At 48.3% G+C, this 22,114-nt stretch carries 23 protein-coding genes; 17 read left to right on the plus strand and 6 right to left on the minus strand.

What is annotated here, in order from left to right:
* Positions 1 to 86: 86 nt before the first annotated feature.
* Together MKQ68_RS23900 and MKQ68_RS23905 are read right to left on the minus strand one after the other, a co-directional pair.
* Positions 87 to 1,592: a glycosyltransferase gene (locus tag MKQ68_RS23900; RefSeq protein ID WP_264281258.1), complete on the minus strand. Its 1,506-nt coding sequence runs from the start codon at positions 1,590 to 1,592 to the stop codon at positions 87 to 89.
* 108 nt (positions 1,593 to 1,700) lie between these two features.
* The gene (locus MKQ68_RS23905) at positions 1,701 to 3,542 is read right to left on the minus strand and encodes an ABC transporter ATP-binding protein (RefSeq protein WP_264281259.1); all 1,842 of its coding nucleotides are present in this window, start codon (positions 3,540 to 3,542) and stop codon (positions 1,701 to 1,703) included.
* A 150-nt stretch (positions 3,543 to 3,692) separates the two neighbouring features.
* Between MKQ68_RS23905 and rbfA the strand changes: the two genes are divergently transcribed.
* Both rbfA and MKQ68_RS23915 read left to right on the plus strand, forming a co-directional pair.
* Positions 3,693 to 4,058, plus strand: a complete 366-nt coding sequence (rbfA, locus tag MKQ68_RS23910) for a 30S ribosome-binding factor RbfA (RefSeq protein WP_244845180.1) — start codon at positions 3,693 to 3,695, stop codon at positions 4,056 to 4,058.
* Between the two features lie 15 nt (positions 4,059 to 4,073).
* Positions 4,074 to 5,300, plus strand: a complete 1,227-nt coding sequence (locus MKQ68_RS23915; RefSeq protein WP_244845178.1) for an FtsX-like permease family protein — start codon at positions 4,074 to 4,076, stop codon at positions 5,298 to 5,300.
* Between the two features lie 409 nt (positions 5,301 to 5,709).
* Here the strand turns inward: MKQ68_RS23915 and MKQ68_RS23920 are convergent, their stop codons facing one another.
* Positions 5,710 to 6,546 carry a transketolase gene (locus MKQ68_RS23920; RefSeq protein ID WP_264281260.1) on the minus strand — a complete coding sequence of 279 codons (837 nt, stop codon included), beginning with the start codon at positions 6,544 to 6,546 and terminating at the stop codon, positions 5,710 to 5,712.
* 159 nt (positions 6,547 to 6,705) lie between these two features.
* On the opposite strand from MKQ68_RS23920, the gene MKQ68_RS23925 reads away from it, so the two are divergent.
* From MKQ68_RS23925 to MKQ68_RS23995, 15 genes are all read left to right on the plus strand, one after another.
* Positions 6,706 to 7,860 carry a glycosyltransferase family 4 protein gene (locus MKQ68_RS23925; RefSeq protein ID WP_264281261.1) on the plus strand — a complete coding sequence of 385 codons (1,155 nt, stop codon included), beginning with the start codon at positions 6,706 to 6,708 and terminating at the stop codon, positions 7,858 to 7,860.
* Between the two features lie 122 nt (positions 7,861 to 7,982).
* A complete protein-coding gene (gene frr / locus MKQ68_RS23930) occupies positions 7,983 to 8,546 on the plus strand; it encodes a ribosome recycling factor (protein WP_264281262.1) in 564 nt (187 codons plus the stop codon).
* An 82-nt stretch (positions 8,547 to 8,628) separates the two neighbouring features.
* Positions 8,629 to 9,378, plus strand: coding sequence for a PPK2 family polyphosphate kinase (locus MKQ68_RS23935; RefSeq protein WP_264281263.1), 750 nt, complete (start codon positions 8,629 to 8,631; stop codon positions 9,376 to 9,378).
* Between the two features lie 76 nt (positions 9,379 to 9,454).
* Positions 9,455 to 9,841: a large-conductance mechanosensitive channel protein MscL gene (gene mscL / locus MKQ68_RS23940; protein ID WP_264281264.1), complete on the plus strand. Its 387-nt coding sequence runs from the start codon at positions 9,455 to 9,457 to the stop codon at positions 9,839 to 9,841.
* A 17-nt stretch (positions 9,842 to 9,858) separates the two neighbouring features.
* Positions 9,859 to 10,797: a DUF3078 domain-containing protein gene (locus tag MKQ68_RS23945; RefSeq protein ID WP_264281265.1), complete on the plus strand. Its 939-nt coding sequence runs from the start codon at positions 9,859 to 9,861 to the stop codon at positions 10,795 to 10,797.
* An 84-nt stretch (positions 10,798 to 10,881) separates the two neighbouring features.
* Entirely contained in the window at positions 10,882 to 11,673 is a 792-nt protein-coding gene (locus MKQ68_RS23950; protein WP_264281266.1) for a segregation and condensation protein A, read from the plus strand.
* Complete coding sequence (locus MKQ68_RS23955) at positions 11,666 to 12,586, plus strand: AraC family transcriptional regulator (protein WP_264281267.1); 921 nt, start codon at positions 11,666 to 11,668, stop codon at positions 12,584 to 12,586. Before MKQ68_RS23950 ends, MKQ68_RS23955 begins: the two co-directional genes overlap by 8 nt.
* 217 nt (positions 12,587 to 12,803) lie before the next feature.
* Positions 12,804 to 13,676, plus strand: a complete 873-nt coding sequence (locus tag MKQ68_RS23960) for a pirin family protein (RefSeq protein WP_264281268.1) — start codon at positions 12,804 to 12,806, stop codon at positions 13,674 to 13,676.
* 48 nt (positions 13,677 to 13,724) lie between these two features.
* The gene (locus MKQ68_RS23965; RefSeq protein ID WP_264281269.1) at positions 13,725 to 14,252 is read left to right on the plus strand and encodes a YceI family protein; all 528 of its coding nucleotides are present in this window, start codon (positions 13,725 to 13,727) and stop codon (positions 14,250 to 14,252) included.
* 11 nt (positions 14,253 to 14,263) lie between these two features.
* On the plus strand, positions 14,264 to 14,893 hold the full coding sequence (locus MKQ68_RS23970; protein ID WP_264281270.1) for an NAD(P)H-dependent oxidoreductase: 630 nt from the start codon (positions 14,264 to 14,266) through the stop codon (positions 14,891 to 14,893).
* Between the two features lie 171 nt (positions 14,894 to 15,064).
* Complete coding sequence (locus MKQ68_RS23975) at positions 15,065 to 15,475, plus strand: OsmC family protein (protein WP_244845152.1); 411 nt, start codon at positions 15,065 to 15,067, stop codon at positions 15,473 to 15,475.
* Between the two features lie 147 nt (positions 15,476 to 15,622).
* A complete protein-coding gene (locus MKQ68_RS23980) occupies positions 15,623 to 16,003 on the plus strand; it encodes a pirin family protein (protein ID WP_264281271.1) in 381 nt (126 codons plus the stop codon).
* The gene (locus MKQ68_RS23985) at positions 15,976 to 16,344 is read left to right on the plus strand and encodes a pirin family protein (RefSeq protein ID WP_264281272.1); all 369 of its coding nucleotides are present in this window, start codon (positions 15,976 to 15,978) and stop codon (positions 16,342 to 16,344) included. Before MKQ68_RS23980 ends, MKQ68_RS23985 begins: the two co-directional genes overlap by 28 nt.
* A 16-nt stretch (positions 16,345 to 16,360) precedes the next feature.
* A complete protein-coding gene (locus MKQ68_RS23990) occupies positions 16,361 to 16,837 on the plus strand; it encodes a Dps family protein (protein ID WP_264281273.1) in 477 nt (158 codons plus the stop codon).
* A gap of 229 nt (positions 16,838 to 17,066) precedes the next feature.
* Positions 17,067 to 17,435 carry a hypothetical protein gene (locus tag MKQ68_RS23995; protein ID WP_244845142.1) on the plus strand — a complete coding sequence of 123 codons (369 nt, stop codon included), beginning with the start codon at positions 17,067 to 17,069 and terminating at the stop codon, positions 17,433 to 17,435.
* A 3-nt stretch (positions 17,436 to 17,438) separates the two neighbouring features.
* Here the strand turns inward: MKQ68_RS23995 and MKQ68_RS24000 are convergent, their stop codons facing one another.
* From MKQ68_RS24000 to dxs, 3 genes are all read right to left on the minus strand, one after another.
* Positions 17,439 to 18,998: a PAS domain S-box protein gene (locus MKQ68_RS24000; protein ID WP_264281274.1), complete on the minus strand. Its 1,560-nt coding sequence runs from the start codon at positions 18,996 to 18,998 to the stop codon at positions 17,439 to 17,441.
* 80 nt (positions 18,999 to 19,078) lie between these two features.
* A complete protein-coding gene (locus tag MKQ68_RS24005) occupies positions 19,079 to 20,137 on the minus strand; it encodes an iron-sulfur cluster-binding domain-containing protein (protein WP_264281275.1) in 1,059 nt (352 codons plus the stop codon).
* A gap of 33 nt (positions 20,138 to 20,170) precedes the next feature.
* A complete protein-coding gene (gene dxs / locus MKQ68_RS24010) occupies positions 20,171 to 22,099 on the minus strand; it encodes a 1-deoxy-D-xylulose-5-phosphate synthase (protein WP_264281276.1) in 1,929 nt (642 codons plus the stop codon).
* Positions 22,100 to 22,114 lie beyond the last annotated feature (15 nt).

Below are 22,114 nucleotides of genomic sequence, written 5' to 3' on the forward strand. Positions count from 1 at the left end.
ATAACGCGCCGAAGAGAAAAGTGAAAGTTGAAGTGAGTGACACAACGGCGGCTGCATAGCGCCACACCGCTGGTCCCCCAATGTATTTAACAAACTTGTGGCTCTGGCTCACTCTTAAGTGCACGCACGGCCAGGTATAGCAAGCCCGCAGAAGCCAGGCAAATGAGGCTGCCTACACCAATGCGGCGTGCGCGGGTTTTGACTTTCGGCTTCAACTTATCCGGCCCGGCTTGCGCTATTTCCAGTAAGGGGGCCAGGTGTTCGCCACGAATTACTTTATCGGCCACGGCTACTACTTCCTCATCCTGTGGATCAAAAGCTACACCAATGCCCGATTCGCGCAACATCTCCACATCCATCGCACCATTACCTACATAGATAATATTTTGCGGCGGAATGTGATATTTTGTTTGCACATACGTCAACAGGTGCCGCCTGTCATATACAGGCACTTCATCCTGCGAAAGGAAAAATTCGGGGACGGTCAGTTCGCCGGTGGCCACGCTGTGAAACAGATGCAGGCGATTGGCAAATGCGAAGTCCATTCCCAGTTTGTTTTTCATATGCTGCGCAACACACTCGAATCCGTCAGTCACCAATCCCACTACATAACCACGTTTCTTCAATGCTTTCACCACACTGCGAATATCGCTCGTTACGGGTATGTTGTCCGCCACTTCCAGCAGCTCTGCGAGATTCCGGTCCTGGAACAGAGCGGCACTGCGCGTAAGAATAGACATCGGGTCCTGGTAATGATGTAAGATTTGCACCAGCGATTCTTCCTTATCGAAAACAGCCGCCGCCAGGTAAAGGTAACTTTGCTGGAAAATGGTTTCGTCCAGGTTAAAGATCACCATCTTTTGCAGCTTGTCGATACTCTCCAAAATCGCGTACTCCATTTGCTCGCGGATGATGTTGATGTTGCCGAGCGTTTCGAGGTTTTGCTGCGGAATGCTTTCCGCTTTGTGTAAAATTGTACGTGATACCTCGCGCGACATTTTACTAAGTTGTTCCCACGTTTGCATCGCATTTTCCACCCGACCGATATTTACTTCCGCGATGCGCGCGCCGCTGAGATGCATATCGATCAGGATGCCGATATCCACTCCATAATCATTCTCGAATTTGATTTGCGAGAGAAACGATTTGCGGGCGGCGATCATGCCGCTGAGTGGTTGTTGAAAATGTTCAAGCTCGGGAAAGAGAATGCTTAACAATGGTTTGGCTACCAGTTTAGTTACGCGGCCTGCCTGTCGCTCGAAAAACGATTTACAAAAATCTGCTTCATCATTCACAATCGGATCGGTGAGCAGTTCAACAATGTTATCGGGATAAGTAAGAATGTCTCCATCTACATACGCTACAATGTCATGTTTCGCCGCCATCATCCCTTCGCGCATACTCACACCTTTGCCCCGCTGGCTGCTCGTAATCACCCGCACTTTTTCCTTCAGCGCTTCTTCCACCGAATTGTCGGAGGAGTTGTCGTCCACCACGATGATCTCTATCTTCCTGGATGTTTTCCTGATCGTTCTGATTACCTGCCTGATGGTACTTCCTTCATTGAGCACGGGAATTACAATTGATATCATAGGCCATACAGTTTTAGTTCGCATCAGGCGCCCAAAAATGATACCAGCAAACACAAAAAAAGGAACGGGGAGCGCCCGTTCCTGTTAAATTTATGAGGTATTTTACCGTTACTTAAATTCCTGCATTTCTACCAGTTTTTTGTAGATGCCGTTTTGTTGTAATAATGTTTCGTGCGGGCCACGTTCAACGATCTCACCTTTCTCCATGACGATAATTTCATCCGCATGCTGAATAGTAGATAAACGGTGGGCAATTACAATGCTGGTGCGGTTTTGCATGAGTTTGTTCAATGCGTCCTGCACGAGTTTTTCTGATTCGGTATCGAGTGCTGATGTGGCTTCGTCGAGAATTAAGATCGGCGGGTTTTTGAAGATCGCTCTTGCGATAGTGAGGCGCTGACGCTGACCACCACTGAGTTTCAGGCCGCGATCACCGATGTTGGTATCGTAGCCGTTTTCAAGATCTTTGATGAATTCGTGCGCATTGGCAATCTTTGCTGCCTGCATCACTGCTTCCCGATCTGCATCGGGCTGACCGAAAGCGATGTTGTTAAACACCGTTTCATTGAACAAGATCGCTTCCTGCGATACGATGCCCATCAGCTGACGTAAGTCTGTCAACTTAAGATCACGCACATCTTTTCCATCTATTTTGATGGCGCCTTCCGTTACATCATAGAAACGCGGCAAAAGGTCGACCATGGTGGATTTGCCCGCACCACTACGACCTACAAGCGCAATCATTTTTCCTTTCTTTATATCGAGATTAATGTTGCGTAATACTTCGTGCTGATCGTCGTAGCGGAACGACATGTTCTGGTAAGAAATGCTGTCGGCGAACGATTGCACCGGTTGCGCATTCGCTTTCTCTGTGATCGTAATCGGCTCGTCGAGCACTTCGTAAATACGCTCTGCTGCCACGAGGCCGCGCTGCATCGTCGTAATCGCGTTAGAAATATTTTTAGCAGGCTGCAATATCTGTGAATACAGGGCGAGGTAGGTGATAAATGCGGCCGCGCTAAGTTCACTGGTGTCGCCGGATAAGATCAGGCTACCACCGTACATCACCAATACAACTACTACACCGATGCCTAACACTTCGGACACGGGGGAGGCCATTTCGCGCTGATTGAACATCGAGCGGCTTACACGTGAAAATTGTTTGTTGATATAAGCCAGTTTGCGCTGCATGAATGATTCGGCCGTAAAGCCTTGTACGATGCGGATGCCGCCAATCGTTTCTTCTGATACGTTCAATATTTTACCCAGCATTTCCTGGCTATAACGGCTTTTATTTTTCAGTTGTTTGGATATATAACCGATCAACGCACCGGAGATAGGGAAGAAGATGATCGTGAACAGCGTAAGTTTGGTGGACAGCATAAACAATACGGCGAAGTACCCGATAATGATAAACGGATCCCGCAGGAACACCTGTATAGAGTTTACGACCGAGTTTTCTACTTCCTGTGCATCATTGGTGAGTGTTGATAAAATCTGGCCCTTCTGGCGTTTATGATAGAATGCCAGTGACTGATGAGAGAGCCGCGCGTATACATCGTTGCGCATCCTTTCCAGGATTTTCATTCTCAGCCTACCCATCACCCTCGAAGCCAGGTAACGGGATATGTTTGCGAAGATCGCTGCTACCACAATGATGGCGCATACAAAGCCCAGCGCCCATATGGAGCCATGTTCAGCAGTAATGATATTGTTATAATATTCGAACGTACCTGTGAGGAAGTCTTTGAGATCGCTGACAGAAAACTCCGGCAGCACGGTTACCGGCACCTTATCTTCTTTTGTTTTGAAGATGGCATCCAGCAAAGGGATTAACATGGTGAAGTTCAGCATGCCGAAGATGATGCCGAAAAAGGTATATATCAGGTATTCCGGTAAAAAGTGATGTAAGGGAGTGGCAAATTGCAGCAGCCGCCTGAAAACTTTCATTCTCTAAAATCTTTGTCCGCCCGCAAATTACTACATTTATCCGGTTTGGGCCCCGTGCCTGTTAATCCGCAGGAAATGGTTAATTTCGTGGCTGAACAGGCCCCGGATTGGTACGGAAGTGGGGGTGTTGTTCAGATAAAACCGACAATCATGCAAGAAACTAAAAGGCAGAAACAGGTAGCACAACTGGTACAGGAGGAAATGAGCAGCATTTTTCAACGGATGGGACTCAACGTCGTAAACGGCGGAATGATCTCTATCTCCTCCGTTAAAATGACGCCGGATCTGCTGGAAGCGCGTATCTACTTGAGCCTTTTCAAAATACCCGACCAGGTGGCCATGCTTAATTCGATCAAAGAACGTGGCGGAGAGATCCGCAAGGAATTGGGCAACCGCATGGCTAAACAGCTGCGCCGCATCCCTTACCTGGCATTTTTCGTAGACGATACGCTTGACTACGTGTTTAAGATGGAAGAAATATTCAAGAAGATCAACGACGACGAAAAGAAAGACTAACGTATAAAGCGCAACATGATCTGGCAATTCGCATCCCGTTATTTCTGGGCCAGGAAATCGACCAATGCTATTAATATCATTGCCTGGGTAAGTGTGGGCGCTATCGCCGTTGGTACGGCGGCGCTCATTATCGTGTTGAGCGTATTTAACGGCTTTGAAGGCCTCGTTAAATCCCTGTACTCCTCCTTTTATCCAACGCTGAAAGTGGTACCGGCATCCGGTAAAACGCTCGTGCTTACGCCACAGCAGCTACGGCAAGTGGCTAAAGACCCTGCTGTGGCGCATTACACGCAGGTAATTGAAGAAAAGGCCGTGTTAAGCTACGGCGGCGACCAAACGATCGCGGTGGTAAAGGGTGTGGACGATCACTACATGAAAGTAGCCAATATCCAATCCAAAGTGATCCGTGGTAAGTTCGAAACGGTAGACGATCATGGCTATCGCGCGGTCGTGGGCATTGGCTTGGAAACGGCACTGGGCGTGGATGTAGAGCACAGTGTGGTGCCTGTATCGGTATTCGTACCAAGGCGGGGCGCCGGCGCAGATTTTAGTATGCCGGAGCAGGCGCTGAACAACGGCGATTTCTATCCTGCAGGCACTTTTGCCCTGCAGCAGGATTTCGACAGCAAGTACGTACTCACCCATATCGACTTCATGCGCAGTTTGCTCGACATGAAGCCTGGCGAGATGTCTGGCCTCGAACTGGCGCTCAAGCCTGGTAACAGCGACCTCCGTGTAAAGCGCAGGCTGCAGGAGTTACTCGGCGATCGGGTAGACGTGCAGACGCGTTACGAGCAGAACAAAACCCTTTACAACATCATGCGCACCGAAAAGTGGGTGGTGTATAGTTTCCTGAGTTTTATACTCGTCGTTGCCGCCTTCAACATGCTCGGCTCCCTGTCGATGCTGGTGCTGGAAAAGCGAAAGGACATTACGATTTTAAAGGCCATGGGCAGCACGAACGGCCGCATCCTTCGTATATTCCTGGCCGAGGGGCTGATCATCGCCGTAATAGGCTCTGTTGTGGGCATAGCGCTGGCATTGATCATGCTTGTGTTGCAGCAACAGTTCGGCATCATCAAACTTGGCGGCGATTCGTTTTTGATAGATGCTTTCCCGGTAGAGATGCATGCTGAGGACTTCGGCCTGGTGGCAGGCACCGTCATCGTGATCGGCATCCTGGCGAGCTGGCTTCCTGCCAGGCGGGCCGCAGCGCAGCCGATTGATCTGAAGGCTACCTAATTTCTTCTTTTTTGATCAGCTTGGGGTAATCCTGTTCAGCCGCCGTTGTGTCACTCACTTCAGCGGCAGTTTCGCTATCAGTTAAAGCGAGCAGGAGCATTCATTTTCCTGTTTTATGTAAAAGTTGTAGAGGGGAAGTCCAATGTAAGTCCAATGTAAGTCCAATGTAAGTCCAATGAGAGAGTTATGTGACAGTTATCTGGGTGTGTCACGTCCTAAAATAGGTTTACACTCTTGTGAGATAATCCGGATTAAGGTTTACACCCGTAATCCAAGACAAGACTAAAAGGGGCTGACCAAAAAGCAAAATGAAGGCTTTGATGACGGGTCTCCATCAGGTACCCGAATAAATTAGGGCTGACCAATACTTTTTGGTCAGCCCCACTTCGTTATACGAAAGCGCTACTGGCTAGTAGTCGCCCAGTGTTTCAGGCAATTGTGCCAGGGCTTTGGCCAGCTGCTCGTCATTTGGAGCAATACCGTGCCACTCGTGGGAGCCTTCCATGAAGTCAACCCCTTTGCCCATAGCAGTTTTCATGAGGATACAGATGGGCTGGCCTTTGCCGGTAAGACCTTTCGCTTTTTCGAGCGTGGCTACCACATCGTCCATATCGTTACCGTTCATGTGCAGTACGTTCCAGCCGAAAGCTTTAAACTTCGCTTCCAGGTCGCCCAGGCTCATCACCTTGTCGGTCGGACCGTCAATCTGCTGGCCGTTCCAGTCGATCGTGGAAATGAGGTTGTCGGCCTTATGGTGTGCTGCGAACATAGCTGCTTCCCAGATCTGACCTTCGTTCAGCTCACCGTCACCGTGCAGGGAGTAAACAAGGTGAGAATCTTTGTTCATCTTTTTGCTCAGCGCGGCACCGAGGGCTACGCTCATACCCTGACCCAGTGAACCACTGGCAATACGGATGCCTGGCAGGTGTTCGTGGGTGGTAGGATGGCCTTGCAGGCGGGAGTCAATCTTACGGAAAGTGCTCAGTTCCTGGATGGGGAAGTAGCCAGACCTGGCCAGTGCACTGTAAAATACAGGAGAGATGTGTCCGTTCGAAAGGAAGAAAACATCCTCATTGGTGGCGTTCATATCGAACTTCTCGGGGCGGTGTTCCATTGCCTTGAAATACAAGGCGGTCAGGAAGTCTGTACAGCCCAAAGAGCCGCCAGGGTGGCCACTTTGAACGGCGTGCACCATCCGCACAATGTCCCTCCTGATCTGGGTAGCAATATCTTTCAGTTCTGGCATGATAATTGGCGTTTTATGAGCCGCAAATGTAACAAGTTTTATAGCAATTTTTAGTGCAAAGGGGTAAAAATGGGGGATATGTGGCGAAAGGCCATGATTTTTATAAATTGCTGATACACATTTCACTGAATTTAATATCTTTGTAAGACAACCCCCGATATGGAGAATGTAATTATCGCTACCGTACTTAGTTTTGTTATAACCTATTTTTCAGTCCCCATCCTCATCAGGGTGGCCGATTTGAAGCATCTGTATGATGAACCTGACGAGCGGAAAGCGCACAAACATCGTATTCCAGCATTGGGTGGCGTGGGATTTTTCTCAGGCTTCCTGATCTCAATTGCAGTGTGTATTCCTACGCAAAGTGCATCGCCGCTCCAATATTTCATGGCGGCTTACTTCATTATATTTATGGTTGGGCTTAAAGACGACCTGGTGGGCCTGTCTCCCTTAAAGAAAGTAATTGGCCAGATGGCCGCTTCCTTCGCGATCATTTACCTCGGTAATCTCCAGATACACAACGCTTCAGGACTGTTCGGCATCTACGATATGTCGCCGCACCTGAGTTCTCTGCTGACTTATTTCACTGTACTTGTTATCATCAACGCTTTTAACCTGATCGACGGGGTTGACGGTCAGGCTGGCAGCATCGGTATGTTAGTATCTGCTATCCTGGGTGCTTACTTCCTGCATGTGGGTGAAACAGTGTACGCAGTAATGGGATTTTCACTGGCTGCGGGTCTGGCAGGTTTTCTTATCTACAATATTTCACCAGCAAAAATATTCATGGGCGATACAGGCTCGCTGTTGATCGGCGCTGTTAATGCTATCCTCATCATCAAATTCATTGAAGTAGGTGGCAATCCGGCCAGCAAGATGCCAGTCGGATCTGTTCCTGCTGTAGCTTTCGGTATCCTTATCGTGCCTTTGTTCGATACGCTGCGCGTATTCTCGATCCGTATGATGAGAGGCCGTTCGCCCTTTTCCGCCGACCGTAACCACATTCACCACTACCTGCTTGCATTGGACCTTAACCATAGGCAAACAACCATGACCACGGTACTGGCTAATGCCGGTTTCATCGTAATGGTATTCGCTCTGCAGGGTATGGGAACTACGTCGCTGCTCATCTTCGAGCTGGGACTGGCCACTGGCCTTACTTACACTTTGTATCTCCTTAAAAAGAAACGTGCAGAAAAACTGGTGCGTGTAGCAGCGGAAGCTGCGGCCGCCGCAACAGCAGAAGTAGCGCATGTTAGCAGCAAGGCCAAAATCCTTCGCGTTAGCACCGACGGCGTGCTGGAGAACAAATAGGCTTTTACTCCGCCGAAAACATATTGTCCGCTCATCCTCACCAATTTATACGAATCATCAAACGCCTTTTGATGATTAAAATAATTCATGTAGGTTTGCAAGCACTTTAAGTTTTTATTCTTATGCAAGACGATCTTAACTTAGTTCTGGATGATGCCCGCGATACAATGGATAAAGCCATTGCACACCTCGAAACTGAACTGACGAAAATTCGCGCCGGCAAAGCCAATCCCCAGATACTGGATGGTATCACGGTTGATTATTATGGCGCTCCAACGCTTATCGGTCAGGTAGCTAACGTAAGTGTGGCCGACGCAAGAACGCTCACCATTCAGCCTTGGGAAAAGAATATGTTACAGCCCATCGAAAGGGCAATTATCGCTTCTAATATCGGCCTCAACCCGCAGAATGATGGCCTCATCATTCGCCTGTTCCTGCCGCCACTTACCGAAGAAAGAAGGAAGGAGCTCGTGAAAAGGGTGAATGCAGAAGGTGAACATGGCAAAGTAGCGGTTCGTAACATCCGCCGCGACGCCATCGAATCGATCAAAAAACTGCAGAAAGATGGTTTGAGCGAAGATATCGCGAAAGGCGCTGAAGGTGATGTGCAACAACTTACTGACAAATACATTGCGCTGGTTGATAAACATTGCGCTGCAAAAGATAAAGAGATCATGGCTATCTAAGCCCTGCTAGTCGATTTCATTGTAAGGCGGGACCAACAGGTCCCGCTTTTTTTATTACATTTATCGACATAAAAGTAACCGTATGCCCCCGTTAAAGTTGTCGAAAATAAGCACCAAGGCCCCGGCCAAGCTGGATAAAGAACATACCAAGGCCGATACGGTGAAGATATTGAACGAGTTGGACGAGCTGCAAAATCTCCTCTTCGCCGAACATAAACATTCGCTTTTGGTCGTACTGCAAGGCATGGATGCCAGTGGTAAAGATGGGGTGATCCGTAACGTGTTCGGGAAATTAAATCCGCAGGGTGTGCAGGTGCATTCCTTCAAAGCACCCACCGAAGAGGAGAAGAGCCACGACTTCCTGTGGCGCATCCACCGGGTGGCACCGGGTAAAGGCAATATTTGCCTCTTTAACCGCTCGCACTACGAAGATGTATTGATCCAGCGCGTTCACCAGTGGATCGACAAGGCTACGGTAAAAAAGCGTTTCGCTGCCATCAACGACTTCGAACGACTGCTCACACAACATAACGATACCCATATCCTCAAATTTTATCTCCATATTTCGCCGGAAGAGCAGCAGGAGCGCCTGAGTGAACGCATGCAGGACCCGCGTAAGATGTGGAAGTACAATGCGAACGATTTTGAGGAGGCAAAGCGGTGGGATGATTACCGCAAAGCTTATGAAGACGCGTTTGAACACTGCAACGACGTACCCTGGACCATCGTGCCCGCTGATCAGAACTGGTATAAAGAATATGTAATCGCCAAAGCCGTGAGAGATACCCTGGTAAAGCTGAAGATGCAATACCCTGGCCTTAAAAAGCCATAAAATAATATAGATCGCGAGAACAAAATGTTAATATCGCGTGTTTTTTCGGGAGAACACTAACCTTAAACCATACAACATGTCATTTTTTAAAGAGTTTAAAGAGTTTGCTACGAAAGGGAATGTGATTGACCTTGCAGTCGGTGTAGTAATCGGTGCTGCATTTGGTAAGATCGTAAACGCCCTTGTTGAAAATATCATTATGCCATTGGTCGGTATCCTTATCGGCGGCTTTGATTTCAAAGGCTGGATGATCAAAGTAGGATCTGCCGAAGTGAAATACGGCATCTTCATCCAGGTGTTCATCGAGTTTATCGTTATTGCCTTTGCTATATTCCTGGTAATCAAAACCATCAACAGGTTTAAAAAGAAAGAGGAAGCCGCGCCCGCAGCTCCTGCCGGTCCTACAACTGAAGAGAAATTGCTGATGGAGATCAGAGATGCCATTAAGCAGAAAAATGTTTAAATAAACCTTAAGAAACAATGAAGAAATTTGGTTTGTTCACCGCCCTGCTACTGGCGGTGAACCTGCTTTATGGGCAAGTCGAGTTAAAAAAAGCCCGGGAAGAGAACTGGAAAAAGATCAAGCGCAACGAGAGCGATACTTCACACAAATTCTGGAAAAAGGGTGGTACGTTCAACCTCAATGTTAACCAGGGTTCACTCACCAACTGGGCTGCGGGTGGTGATAAGTTCTCGCTCTCCGCCGGGGCGACCCTCTCCGTATTTGCTAACTATACTAAAGGCCGGCATGAGTGGGATAATACCCTCGATCTGGCTTACGGTTATGTAAAAACGACCAGCCTGGGTATGCGTAAAAGCGACGATCGTATTGACCTTACCACTAAATATGGCTATGATGTTGGCAACAACTGGTATGCCAGCGGCCTCTTTAACTTGCGCACACAGTTCGCCAACGGTTACCTGTACCCGACCGATAGTACGAGAGACCTGGTGTCTAAATTCTTTTCACCGGCGTACATTTTACTCTCTCCCGGTTTGGATTACAAGCCGAACAAAGAGTTTTCCCTCTTTATATCGCCGGTGACCGGCCGCTGGGTCGCCGTGCTGGACGATACACTCTCTGCCAGGGGCGCTTACGGTGTGGATACTGGTAAACACGTGAAAAGTGAGTTTGGTGCTTACCTGTCCGCTAACTGGAATAAGGAGATCGCTAAAAACATTGTATATAAAACCAAGCTGGAACTGTTTTCCAACTATAAACAGAACCCCGGTAATATAGACGTGTTCTGGACCAACGTATTGTCGATGAAGGTGAACAAATACCTGTCGGCAACGGTGAGCCTGGACATGATCTATGACGATGATGTGAAGGTGTTCGAAAACAAGGCTACTGGCGTAATGGGGCCCCGGCTACAGGTAAAACAGGTGATCGGAGTGGGCTTTGCGGCCATCTTCTGATTCCCGGAAAATTATGCTATTTTTGATAAACCTGCTGGCGTAAACAGCAGGTTTATTATTTCTAACTAACTTATATTCAACATATTGGCAGACCAGGAGATATACAAAATAAAGCTCGCCCAGTTCGAAGGTCCGTTTGACCTGCTGCTGTTCTTTATCGAGAGGGATGAGCTGGATATCTACAACATCCCCATCAGCGGTATCACCCGCGACTTCCTGGATTACATCCACCAGATGGAGTCGCTGAATATTGAGCTGGCCAGTGAGTTCATCCTGTTTGTGAGTACATTGATGCGCATCAAGGCAAAAATGTTACTGCCACGTAAGGAGCTGGACGAGCAGGGTAATGAGATCGATCCACGTATGGAGCTGGTGGACAAGATCCTGGAATACAAACGTTACAAGCAGGCTGCCATTGAGCTGGCGGAGAAGGAAGCCGAGCGTATGTTGCAGATCAAACGTGGCAACATTGCGAAGGAACTTGCGCTGATCGGTGAAATGACCAGCGAAGGTACCGAAGTGCAGACCCTCACCCTGTTCAAGCTCACCAAAACATTCGAAAAGGTGATGCAGCGGGTTAAGGAGCGCAACAATAAGCCCCAGCACGTTGTTTACAAATACGACTACACCATGGAGGGCTCGCGCCAATACATGATGGAGCTGGCGGCAGGCGAACGTACGATGGCTTTTGAAAAGATATTCGATCATTGTAAGGACAGGATACATGCCATCTTCCTGTTTCTCGGTATGCTCGAGCTGGTGCAGGCGAAGTACCTGTCTATCATGGTGGGCGAAGGCCGCAATAACTTTATTATTGATTATATAGATCCCGCTGACCGTCCGGAAGAAGCTGAGCCGGTTGTATTCGATGATTGATAAACGTGAACATATAGAGATCGTTAGCCTGCCCGATTATGGCCAGGACGAAGCGCCGTTCATCGTATCTTCCATCTGCACACTGGGTGATACTTTTTTTGAACACAACGCTTCTCCGCATCGCCACGACTTCTATTCCATCTATTGGGTGCGCACCGGGCACCTGCGTCATACTATCGATACGGTTACCCACGAAGTATCCGGCAATACGCTGTTCTTCCTCGCACCGGGGCAGGTACACAAGATGGAGTTTTCTGATAAAGCCGATGGATATATGATTGCGTTTCACGACGCTTTTATGTGCCTGAAAGATCAGGCGCAGCTTTCGTCGGGCATTAACTCCGGGTTGTTCTTCAATAACCACTTCAGTTCCGTGCTAACCATGCCGGACGAGCAGCAAGCCGATTTTGAGTGGCTGGTAAAAACCATGGTGAAAGAAATAGAGCGCAAGGATAATGATTACGAAAGCGCCTTTCACGGCCTGCTGCGTTATTTCCTGGTGCTCTCGTCCCGAATACAGAATGCGGTGGATACACTGGCACCCGACACCCACTTGTCGCACAACAGTTCTTTATTCCTGCAGTTCAAAACACTCATCGAAGAAAAGTTCCGCGACCTGAAGAACGTGTCTGACTATGCAGGTTTACTGCATATTAAACCGGTGTTGCTGAATGAGGTGAGCAAACAATTATCCGGCATCACCGCAGGGGAACATATCCGCAACCGTATCATCCTGGAGGCGCAGCGTTACCTGTACAACACCGATCTTACGGCAAAAGAAATTGCCTATAACCTGGGCTTTGAAGATCCACATTACTTCAGCAGGTTTTTTAAGAAATATACCAACCAAACTCCCTCCGAGTTTAAAGAAGCTTCGCGCGTAAACGGCGTGTTTACGCATCAGCAGGCGTGATCCCTTCACGCCTGTTTATTTCCCACTATCTGTACATGTACCCCCGTTAATCCGCCAACTTTCGCTGCTTATTACCCATTAACTTCATTATTCGTTGATAATCAATGCTGATTTTGGTCGCAGTGAAAAAGTACACCACTAACAGCAAATAGTCCATTTAAGATAGATGTTGTAACGCGTACTTTTGTGTAGTCATTAAGAAAAAAGGAGTTCGACAATGAAAACAAGCAAAGAAGTAACTCAGGTGTATAAGGGTTCTAAACCGAACATGGTCGGCGACGGCTTTAGGGTACAGAACCTGTTTCCCAGGGGTAATCGCATCGGGAAGGCCATTAGTCCGTTCTTTTTGCTTGATTATGCTGCTCCGGTTTATTTTCCGCCTACCGACAAGGCTCGTGGCGTTGACCAGCACCCGCACCGTGGGTTTGAAACTGTGACGATCGTTTACCAGGGTGCGTTGGAACACCGCGATTCAACCGGCGCATATGGAAAGCTGCGCGAAGGAGATGTACAGTGGATGACCGCTGCCTCCGGCATCGTGCACGAAGAAAAACATGAGACCGAGTTTTCCCGCAAGGGCGGCACCATTGAAATGGCACAATTGTGGGTCAATCTGCCCAAGGCACATAAAATGAACAAGCCCGGCTATCAAACGCTGCTGCGTGAAGACATACCCGTAAAGTCATGGGAAGATGGCAGCCAGTTGCGTGTGATCGCAGGCGAGTTCGAAGGCTTGTACGGTCCCGCACGTACGTTTACACCCATCAACGTGTACGACGTGCAGCTGAAGATGGGCCGCAACATCACCATCAAACTGCCGGAAGGTTATAACACCGGCATCGTTGTACTGAAGGGAGAGGCGGAGTTCAACGAAACACATATCTCCAAAGAGGTAGAGATCGTAAGTTTTGGAAATGAAGGTGAGGAAATAAACATTACCGCTGTTTCCGATGTTTCTCTCCTGGTATTAAACGGAGAGCCTATCAACGAACCGGTGTTTGCTTACGGACCTTTCCTCATGAACACGCAAGAAGAAATTACGCAGGCGATACAGGATTATAGCGAAGGCAGACTGGGACGATTAAACTAATAACAATATAACTCACATCTTATCTTAAAAAATTAAAACTTAAACACAATGGCAACCTGGAAAATTGATGCTTCACACAGCGAAATCGAATTTAAAGTAAAACACCTGATGATCACGAACGTGAATGGTTTCTTTACTGATTATGACGCTACTGTAGAAGCCGCCAATGATGATTTTACCGATGCTAAAATCACTTTCGAAGCGAAAGTGGACAGCATCAACACGAAGAACGAGCAGCGCGATGGTCACCTGAAAAGTGATGACTTCTTTAACGCCGCTGAGTTCCCGGTGATCAAATTTGAATCTACCAGCATCGTTAAGAAAGATAACGAACATTATAAACTGAACGGTAACCTTACCATCCGTGACAATACTAAACCGGTAGAACTGGATGTAGAGTACGCAGGTGTAACAGTAGACCCATGGGGTCAGACGAAAGCAGGCTTTGAGCTTTCCGGCAAAATCAGCCGTAAAGAGTTCGGTCTGAAATGGACGGCTACAACAGAAGCGGGTGGTATTGTGGTAAGTGACGACGTGAAATTGCTGGCGAACGTTCAGCTGATTAAACAAGCTTAATTCTTTGTCTTATGGATATTCTTGAAAAGCTGTCGTGGCGCTACGCTACGAAGAAGTTTGATCCGGTGAAGAGACTGAGTGCTGCGCAGTTAGATAGAATACTCAAGGCTACCAATCTCTCAGCATCCTCTTATGGATTGCAACCCTACAAGGTAATAGTGGTACAGGATCCGGTGATCAGGGAAAAATTGAAAGCAGTATCGAACAACCAGTCACAGATAACAGATGCTTCGCACCTGGTGATTTTTGCAAGAGTGGATGAACTTGCCGATACGCATGTGGATGATTATGTGAAGTTGACTGCAACCACTCGTAACGTGGAAACGGATGCCCTGGAAGGTTTTGCGGCGATGATGAAAGGACAGATTCAAAAAATGGAGCATGAGAAAGCAGCAGTGTGGACCTCCAAGCAGGCATATATCGCCCTTGGCACACTACTCACTGCCTGCGCGATCGAAGGAATCGACACCTGTCCGATGGAAGGGTTTAACGCCACCGCTTACGATGAAATTCTGGGACTGAGAGAAAGGAACCTGCGCACCGTTGTATTGGCCGCAGTAGGCTTCCGCGCCGCTGACGATATTTATCAGCATAAACAGAAAGTACGGAAACCGCTGGAAGATTTTGTAGAAGTAGTGTAAAACGGTTGTCAGGAGTTAAGTGTGGCCGGGTAATGCTTGCATTGCCCGGCTTTTTATTTATCTTTAACTTAACCCGCCGGCAATGATTAACGGCATTACGTTTGCGGGTAAGAGTCCTTCCGAAATATCAATCTTTAAATATTATTCAATCACCCAAAAAAGCAAACTTCCATGAAAAGATCTGCTACTGCCAACTGGCAGGGTACCGGCAAAGAAGGTAAAGGCAAACTGGCTACAGACAGCGGCGTTTTAAAAGACACGCAATACTCATTCAATACCCGCTTCGAAGACGGTATTGGTACAAACCCTGAAGAACTGATAGCTGCGGCCCACGCCGGCTGTTTTACCATGAAACTGAGCTTTAACATTTCAGGCGCCGGTTTCACACCAGGTAATATCGATACCAAAGCAACCGTAACGTTCGAGAATGGTGCTATTCCAAACATTCACCTGAGCGTGAAAGCTTCTGTACCCGGCCTGGAAAAGGCTAAGTTCGATGAACTGGTACTGGACGCAAAACAGAACTGCCCGATCTCGAAACTGCTGAATACAGACATTACTTTCGATGCAGAGCTGGTGTAATACACCTCCTGTTTTAAGTGATAACGCCGGTAGCAATACCGGCTTTTTTTATGCCATTAAAAAGTACACCATTTCTGCAAATTCGTCCATTGAAAAGCCTGCGTTACTGTCGGACATTTGATATGTAAAAACAAAGCATCAATAGTTATGCAAAAGATAGTTCACCGTGCAGATTCCCGTGGTTGCGCGGACCACGGTTGGTTAAAGAGTTATCACACCTTCAGCTTCGCGCAGTACTACAACGAAGAACGTATTCACTTCGGCGCATTACGTGTGTTGAACGATGATGTAGTAGCAGGAGGAATGGGCTTTGGCGCACACCCGCACGATAACATGGAGATCATCAGCATTGTGCTGAAAGGCGCGCTGGAACATAAAGATAACCTGGGCACACATGGTATCATCAACGCAAACGATGTACAGGTAATGTCGGCGGGTACAGGCGTTGTACACTCAGAGTTTAACGCCTCTAAAACAGAACCTGCAGAGTTTTTGCAGATATGGTTGTTCCCCGCGAACGAAACGTAACACCTCGTTACGATCAAAAAACATTCGACGCTGCCGGTCAGCACAACCAATTGCAATTACTGATCTCTCCCGATAAAACGGATAACGCCCTCTGGATTAATCAGGACGCCTGGTTCTCCATCGGCCAGTTCGATGCAGGAAAGGAACTTGTTTACACGCCTAAAGAAGAATACAACGGCGCTTACATTTTCGTACTGGAAGGCAGTGTGGAAATAGAAGGCGAAACCCTTCACCGTCGCGATGCGATCGGCATCAGCAACTATAGCGCAGCATCGATTAAAGCATTGGAAGCGGCAAAGTTTTTGATCATAGATATACCGTTAACACAATTTACTCACTAGTTTAACCTTTACTCATATGGCTACTAATACAGCAACAATAGGACTGGAAAAAAAGACCGCAAAAGAGCTGGCCGATAAACTGAATAACCTGCTTGCAGCCTACCAGATATTTTACCAGAACACCCGTGGTTTCCACTGGAACATCAAAGGTGATAAATTCTTTACCCTGCACGTAAAGTTCGAAGAGCTTTATACAGATGCACTGACTAAGATTGACGAGATCGCGGAGAGAATACTGACGCTGGGCTACACACCCGTACACAGTTTTTCTCAGTACGTGCAGTTATCTGCCATCAAAGAAATAACGAACGACAGTAACGCTGAAACGACCGTTAAACACGTGCTGGAGGGTTTTAAAACACTCATTCAGCTGGAAAGGGAAGTAAGCTCTGTAAGCGATGAACTGGGCGACGATGGTACCAACGACCTCATCACTACTTACATCCGCGAACAGGAAAAACAAGTGTGGATGTACAATGCATTTTTACATTAGGTTACAACAATACAATAAACAGGCTTCAGCACCCTGCCTCTGGCGGGGCGCTGGCTTTTAAGCCGGCCGTATCGCTAAAAGATCGTAACTTAGAAATGAATCCGCAATGCCTGAGCATGACGATCATTCCGTAATAATGCAGTCGCAAACCATGGAGTAATATAGATTTATAGCTGTGAATGATGTATATGCTCGTTTATCATAATTCGTAAAGCTAAATCAGTTGAACATGGAAATTCCAACACAAACCTCAGAACAGCAGGAACAGTTGCTTTCCTGGAAGCATGAAGTAGAAGATGTGCGCCAGGACGTGAAGTCGATGCGCAACCGGCTGGAGGCTATTTCGCAGCATCACAGCGGCAATGAAAGAATGGTGAAGGTCGAGCGCTTTCAAAACCAGTTTATCCGCCAGCTGGAAGTTGCCGATGAACTGTTCCACGATCTGAAACAAGCCAACCGGCGCCTGAACAACGCACTCATCGAACATACCGACCGCCCGGTTGACGATCACGATGGGTTACATGAGCGCATGGACACTTTCCATAAATTATACAACGAATTAAGAAACGACTTTCAGCAATTTGAAGCGCACCAGTAGCCGTTAACGGAGATCGTCTTCCTGCTGCTTCAACTTCTCCTGCATCCGGTGGATCATTTCATCCAGCTCGGTAACAGACTTTTGCAACATCAGCATCAACCGCAGGTTGGTGGGCTGATCGGTGCTGTCTGTGTCGATAAGGGACGTGATGGCCAGTATGGAAGATACGGGCTTGCGTAGTTCGTGTGAGTTCATCCACGCAATTTCGCGCAGGGTATTATTTTGCTCCTGCAGCAAGGTTACGAAATTCTTTTTCTCCGTAATATCTGTTTGGATAGATATGTATTTCTGTACGCTGTTCTCGTCGTCCAGTATCGGCGTTACGGACATATGCACCCAATAGGCTTCGCCGTTTTTCCTGTATTGCACCAGTTCCGCGGTAAAGGGTACACCTGTTTCCATTTGTTTCCCGATCCGGTTCATGGCCTCGATGCTGGTTTCGGGGCCTGCCATAAATTCCCGTGGATGTTTGCCGATGGCCTCTTTCAATGAGAAGCCGGTATGATGTGTAAAGCTGTCGTTCGCCCACTGTACGCGTCCCTCTGCATCCATAATAAAAACAGAGTTAGTGGTTTGACTTGCCACCAGCGACAATAAGCCAATCTGCTCCTGCTGTTTCACTTCCTTATCAATATCCTGCACGACGCCCACCATTCGCTGCGCTTCCTGTTGTTTGCTATAGATGATGCTGCCGCGTGCGTATACATGTTTGTATTGACCGTTTGTGCACAGGAAGCGGTATTTGTCCGCCCAATGTACATTGCCAAAACGGATGGCATTACGCACCGAACGAATGATGCGGTCATGATCGTCCGGGTGAACGCGCTGCTCCCACCACTGGAAGGTGGGTTCAACTTCCGACTCCTGGTAGCCGAATATGGTTGAAGGCCCGTGGTTCCAGGTTACCTGGTCAGACGACATGTCCCAGTAATAGATCGCATCGGGCGTTACTTTCGCGAGTAACTCGTAACGTGTTCCGAAATCCTTTGCCTGTATGGTCGATTTAATTTCTGCATCGATGTCAATGGCCATGACCATTCGGCCACGCTTCTGTTTATATTGGCTGGGCGTGGAGTAGATTTCTACCATGAAGTTTTCACCATTCTTTTTCCGGTGCTGCCATACGCCGCGATAAGACTTACTATTGATGCTCCGTTGCTGATCTTCCAGCAGCTTTGAAATATCGTTTTCATCCCTGATCTGCAGGATCGTCATCTTCAGAAACTCATTCCGCGTAAAGCCATACTTCTCAATCGCAGCATCGTTTACCGCGAGGAAACGCAGCGTGTCGGTATCATACACCCACATCGGCACCGGGTGGTTATAAAACATCTCCTGGTAGCCGGAAGGCCCTTCTACGGCCTGTTGAGAGGATCGTACAACGAAATAGATCAACAGGGCGGCGGTCAATATAAAAAAAGAAAGCAGAAGGAAAGATAAAGCGGCGGGACTAAATTGAGGGAACTTCAGGACGCCATACGCCAGCAGTCGGTCATTGATATTCACCCACACTAATCCCCACAAGAGGAATAAACAAGCTGCTTTTACTGCCGTATGGCGCATTCACGTACGTTTTCGCTGAAATTATATAAATAATATCAACTAACAAATCAACAATGCGTGAATGACAGGGTAAATTGTTTTTACCATTCGATTTTAACTGTCTCCGAAACAGGATAAGCCACACACGTGAGTATGAGGCCTTCTGCCACCTCTTTGTCCGTCAGTACTTCGTTTGCGGCCATCCATACTTTACCTTCTGTACACCTGGAAGTGCATGCGCCACATACGCCGCCCCTGCAGCTAAAGGGCAATGTTATTCCTTTGTTAAGGGCCGTTTGCAGTATCGTCTGGTTGCCCGGAACGGCCAGTTCCAATGTATTTTCCGCATGGGTCAACACCACTTGCTTAGGATTACTATCAATCGGCGTCCCCGCTTTCTGGATCAGGAACTGGGTGTTGACGGTGAAGTTTTCCTTATGCAATTGCTCCTCGGTAAAGCCCATGAAGGTGAGGGTGAAAATGCACATGCGCATATACTCCAACGGTCCGCAGATGAAAAACTGCGCCTGTTTGCGATCATAAGCGAGGTGTTTGGGAGTAAGCATTTCCAGTAAACCGTTGCCGATGCGGCGATAGGTAAACTCACTTTCCTCGGTAGGTTCGCTGAAGAAAAATAAGAGTGTGAAACGGCTGGCATGTTCGGCCGCCAGTGCGCGTAGCTCTTTATGAAAAGGGGTATGATGTTCGTTCTTTGCACTGTAGATCATCGTGACCTTACTACCCGGTTCATCACGCAGTACCTGGCGTAATATACCATACAATGGCGTAATGCCGCTACCGGCACCTAACAGGAAAATGTCTCTCGGCGGATGTGGTGTAACATCCAGCGTAAACCTTCCCGAGGGTGCCATGCTGGTTACTATATCGCCTATCTGCCAGTGTTTGATGATGTAACGCGATACTTCCCCGTTTTCGCGCCACTTGATGGTAACGGCAGGCCGCTCGTCCACACCCGGCGTTGAGCTAAGTGAGTACGAGCGGCGATATTCCGTATCATGAATAAAAATGATGAAGGTAAGGAACTGGCCGGCTTTGTATTCCATCGGTCCACCATCCGTTCGTTCGAAACGATAAGTGAAAGTATCAATGGTTTCCTTTTTCACTGCGGTAATACGCAGCTGCAGATAGCGTTCGTCCATGTTCCGTCCGTAGTGTCTTGTAGCAGGCGATGTTTATCCCTCGCTCACCGTAACCTGGCTGCTCATCATCTGCCGAACCGCCATGGCGATACCGGCAGCGTCGTAACCACATTCGCGATGCAGTTCCGCAGGTTTGCCATGTTCTACGAGGCGATCGGGAATGCCGAGCATTTTCACATCCGCCTTATAATTATACTCCGCCATAAATTCGAGGATGGCACTGCCGAAGCCGCCGCGGATGGCGCCGTCTTCTACCGTGATCACTTTATCGTAGCGGGAAAATACTTCGTGTAATAATTCTTTGTCCAAAGGTTTCACAAAACGAATGTCGTAATGTGCCGGCTCCAGCCCGTCGTTCATCAACTCGCGGCAGGCTTCTGTTACAAAGTTGCCAGGGTGGCCAAACGACAGTATCGCCACATCACGTCCGTCACGGATTTTACGACCTTTACCGATCGGCATTACCGCAAATGGTTTGCGCCAGTCAGACATCACCCCTTCGCCACGCGGATAGCGGATCACCACTGGTGATTTTTGTTCCGGCAGTTGTGCGGTGTACATCATGTTACGCAGCTCTTCCTCGTTCATCGGTGAAAACACGATAAGGTTGGGAATACAGCGCATGTAAGAAATATCGTAAGCGCCATGATGCGTAGCGCCATCTTCGCCTACCAGGCCGGCACGGTCCAGGCAAAGTACAACGGGCAGGTTTTGAATGGCCACGTCGTGCACCACCTGGTCGAAAGCGCGCTGCATGAAGGAGGAATAAATGTTACAGTACACACGCATACCCTGTGTGGCCAAACCGGCCGACAGTGTTACGGCGTGCTGCTCGCAAATGCCTACGTCGAATGCACGATCAGGCATTTTCTCCATCATAAATTTAAGGGAGGAGCCCGATGGCATGGCGGGAGTAATACCCATCACCTTGTCATTCTGCTCTGCCAGTTCTATCATGGTAAGGCCGAACACGTCCTGGTATTTAGGCGGCTGCGGTCCTTCGGGTATCTTTTTAAAAATCTCACCGGTAATTTTGTCGAACAGTCCGGGTGCATGCCACTTGGTCTGGTCTTTTTCGGCGAGAGAATAACCTTTACCCTTGGTTGTTACGACGTGCAACAGTTTCGGGCCCGGAATATCTTTCAGGTCCTGCAGGGTATCGGTCAGTTTGGAAATGTTATGTCCGTCGATAGGGCCGAAGTAGCGCAGGTTCAGTGATTCGAACAGGTTGCTCGACTTAGACACGAGGCCTTTGATGCTGGCTTCGAATTTAGAGGCCATGTCGCGGGTGAACTTTTTGCCTACGGGCAGTTTACCCAGCATGTTCCATACATCATCACGCAGTTTGTTATACGTGTGTGAAGTGGAAATGTCTGTCAGGTATTCCTTCAGCGCACCAACGTTCGGGTCGATGGACATGCAGTTATCGTTGAGGATAATCAGCACGTTGGCATTGGCGACACCTGCGTGGTTAAGTGCTTCGAAGGCCATACCTGCCGTCATAGAGCCGTCGCCGATAACAGCGATGTGCTGCCGGTCGTGCTCCCCTTTATATTTGGAGGCAAGTGCCATACCCAGCGCCGCGGAAATAGAGGTGCTGGAGTGGCCTACGCCAAAGGTATCGTATTCGCTTTCGCCCCTGTTAGGGAAACCGCTGATACCGTGGTACTTGCGGTTCGTATGAAAGACGCTCTTCCTGCCGGTAAGTATTTTATGGCCGTAAGCCTGGTGGCCTACGTCCCATACCAGCTGGTCGTAAGGTGTATTATACACGTAATGCAGGGCCACCGTCAATTCCACAACGCCCAGGCTGGCCGCGAAGTGCCCGCCATGTACGCTTACCTGGTCGATAATAAACTGGCGCAGTTCATCGCAAACCTGGTGCAGTTGCTCCCGGGTCAGTTTCCTCAAGTCGGAGGGATATTCGATCTGGCTCAATAGTTGACCTGCCGTAATGTCCATATCAGCTTTAGGGTT

Origin of the sequence: Chitinophaga horti (genome assembly GCF_022867795.2) — a bacterium.
Taxonomy (GTDB): domain Bacteria; phylum Bacteroidota; class Bacteroidia; order Chitinophagales; family Chitinophagaceae; genus Chitinophaga; species Chitinophaga horti.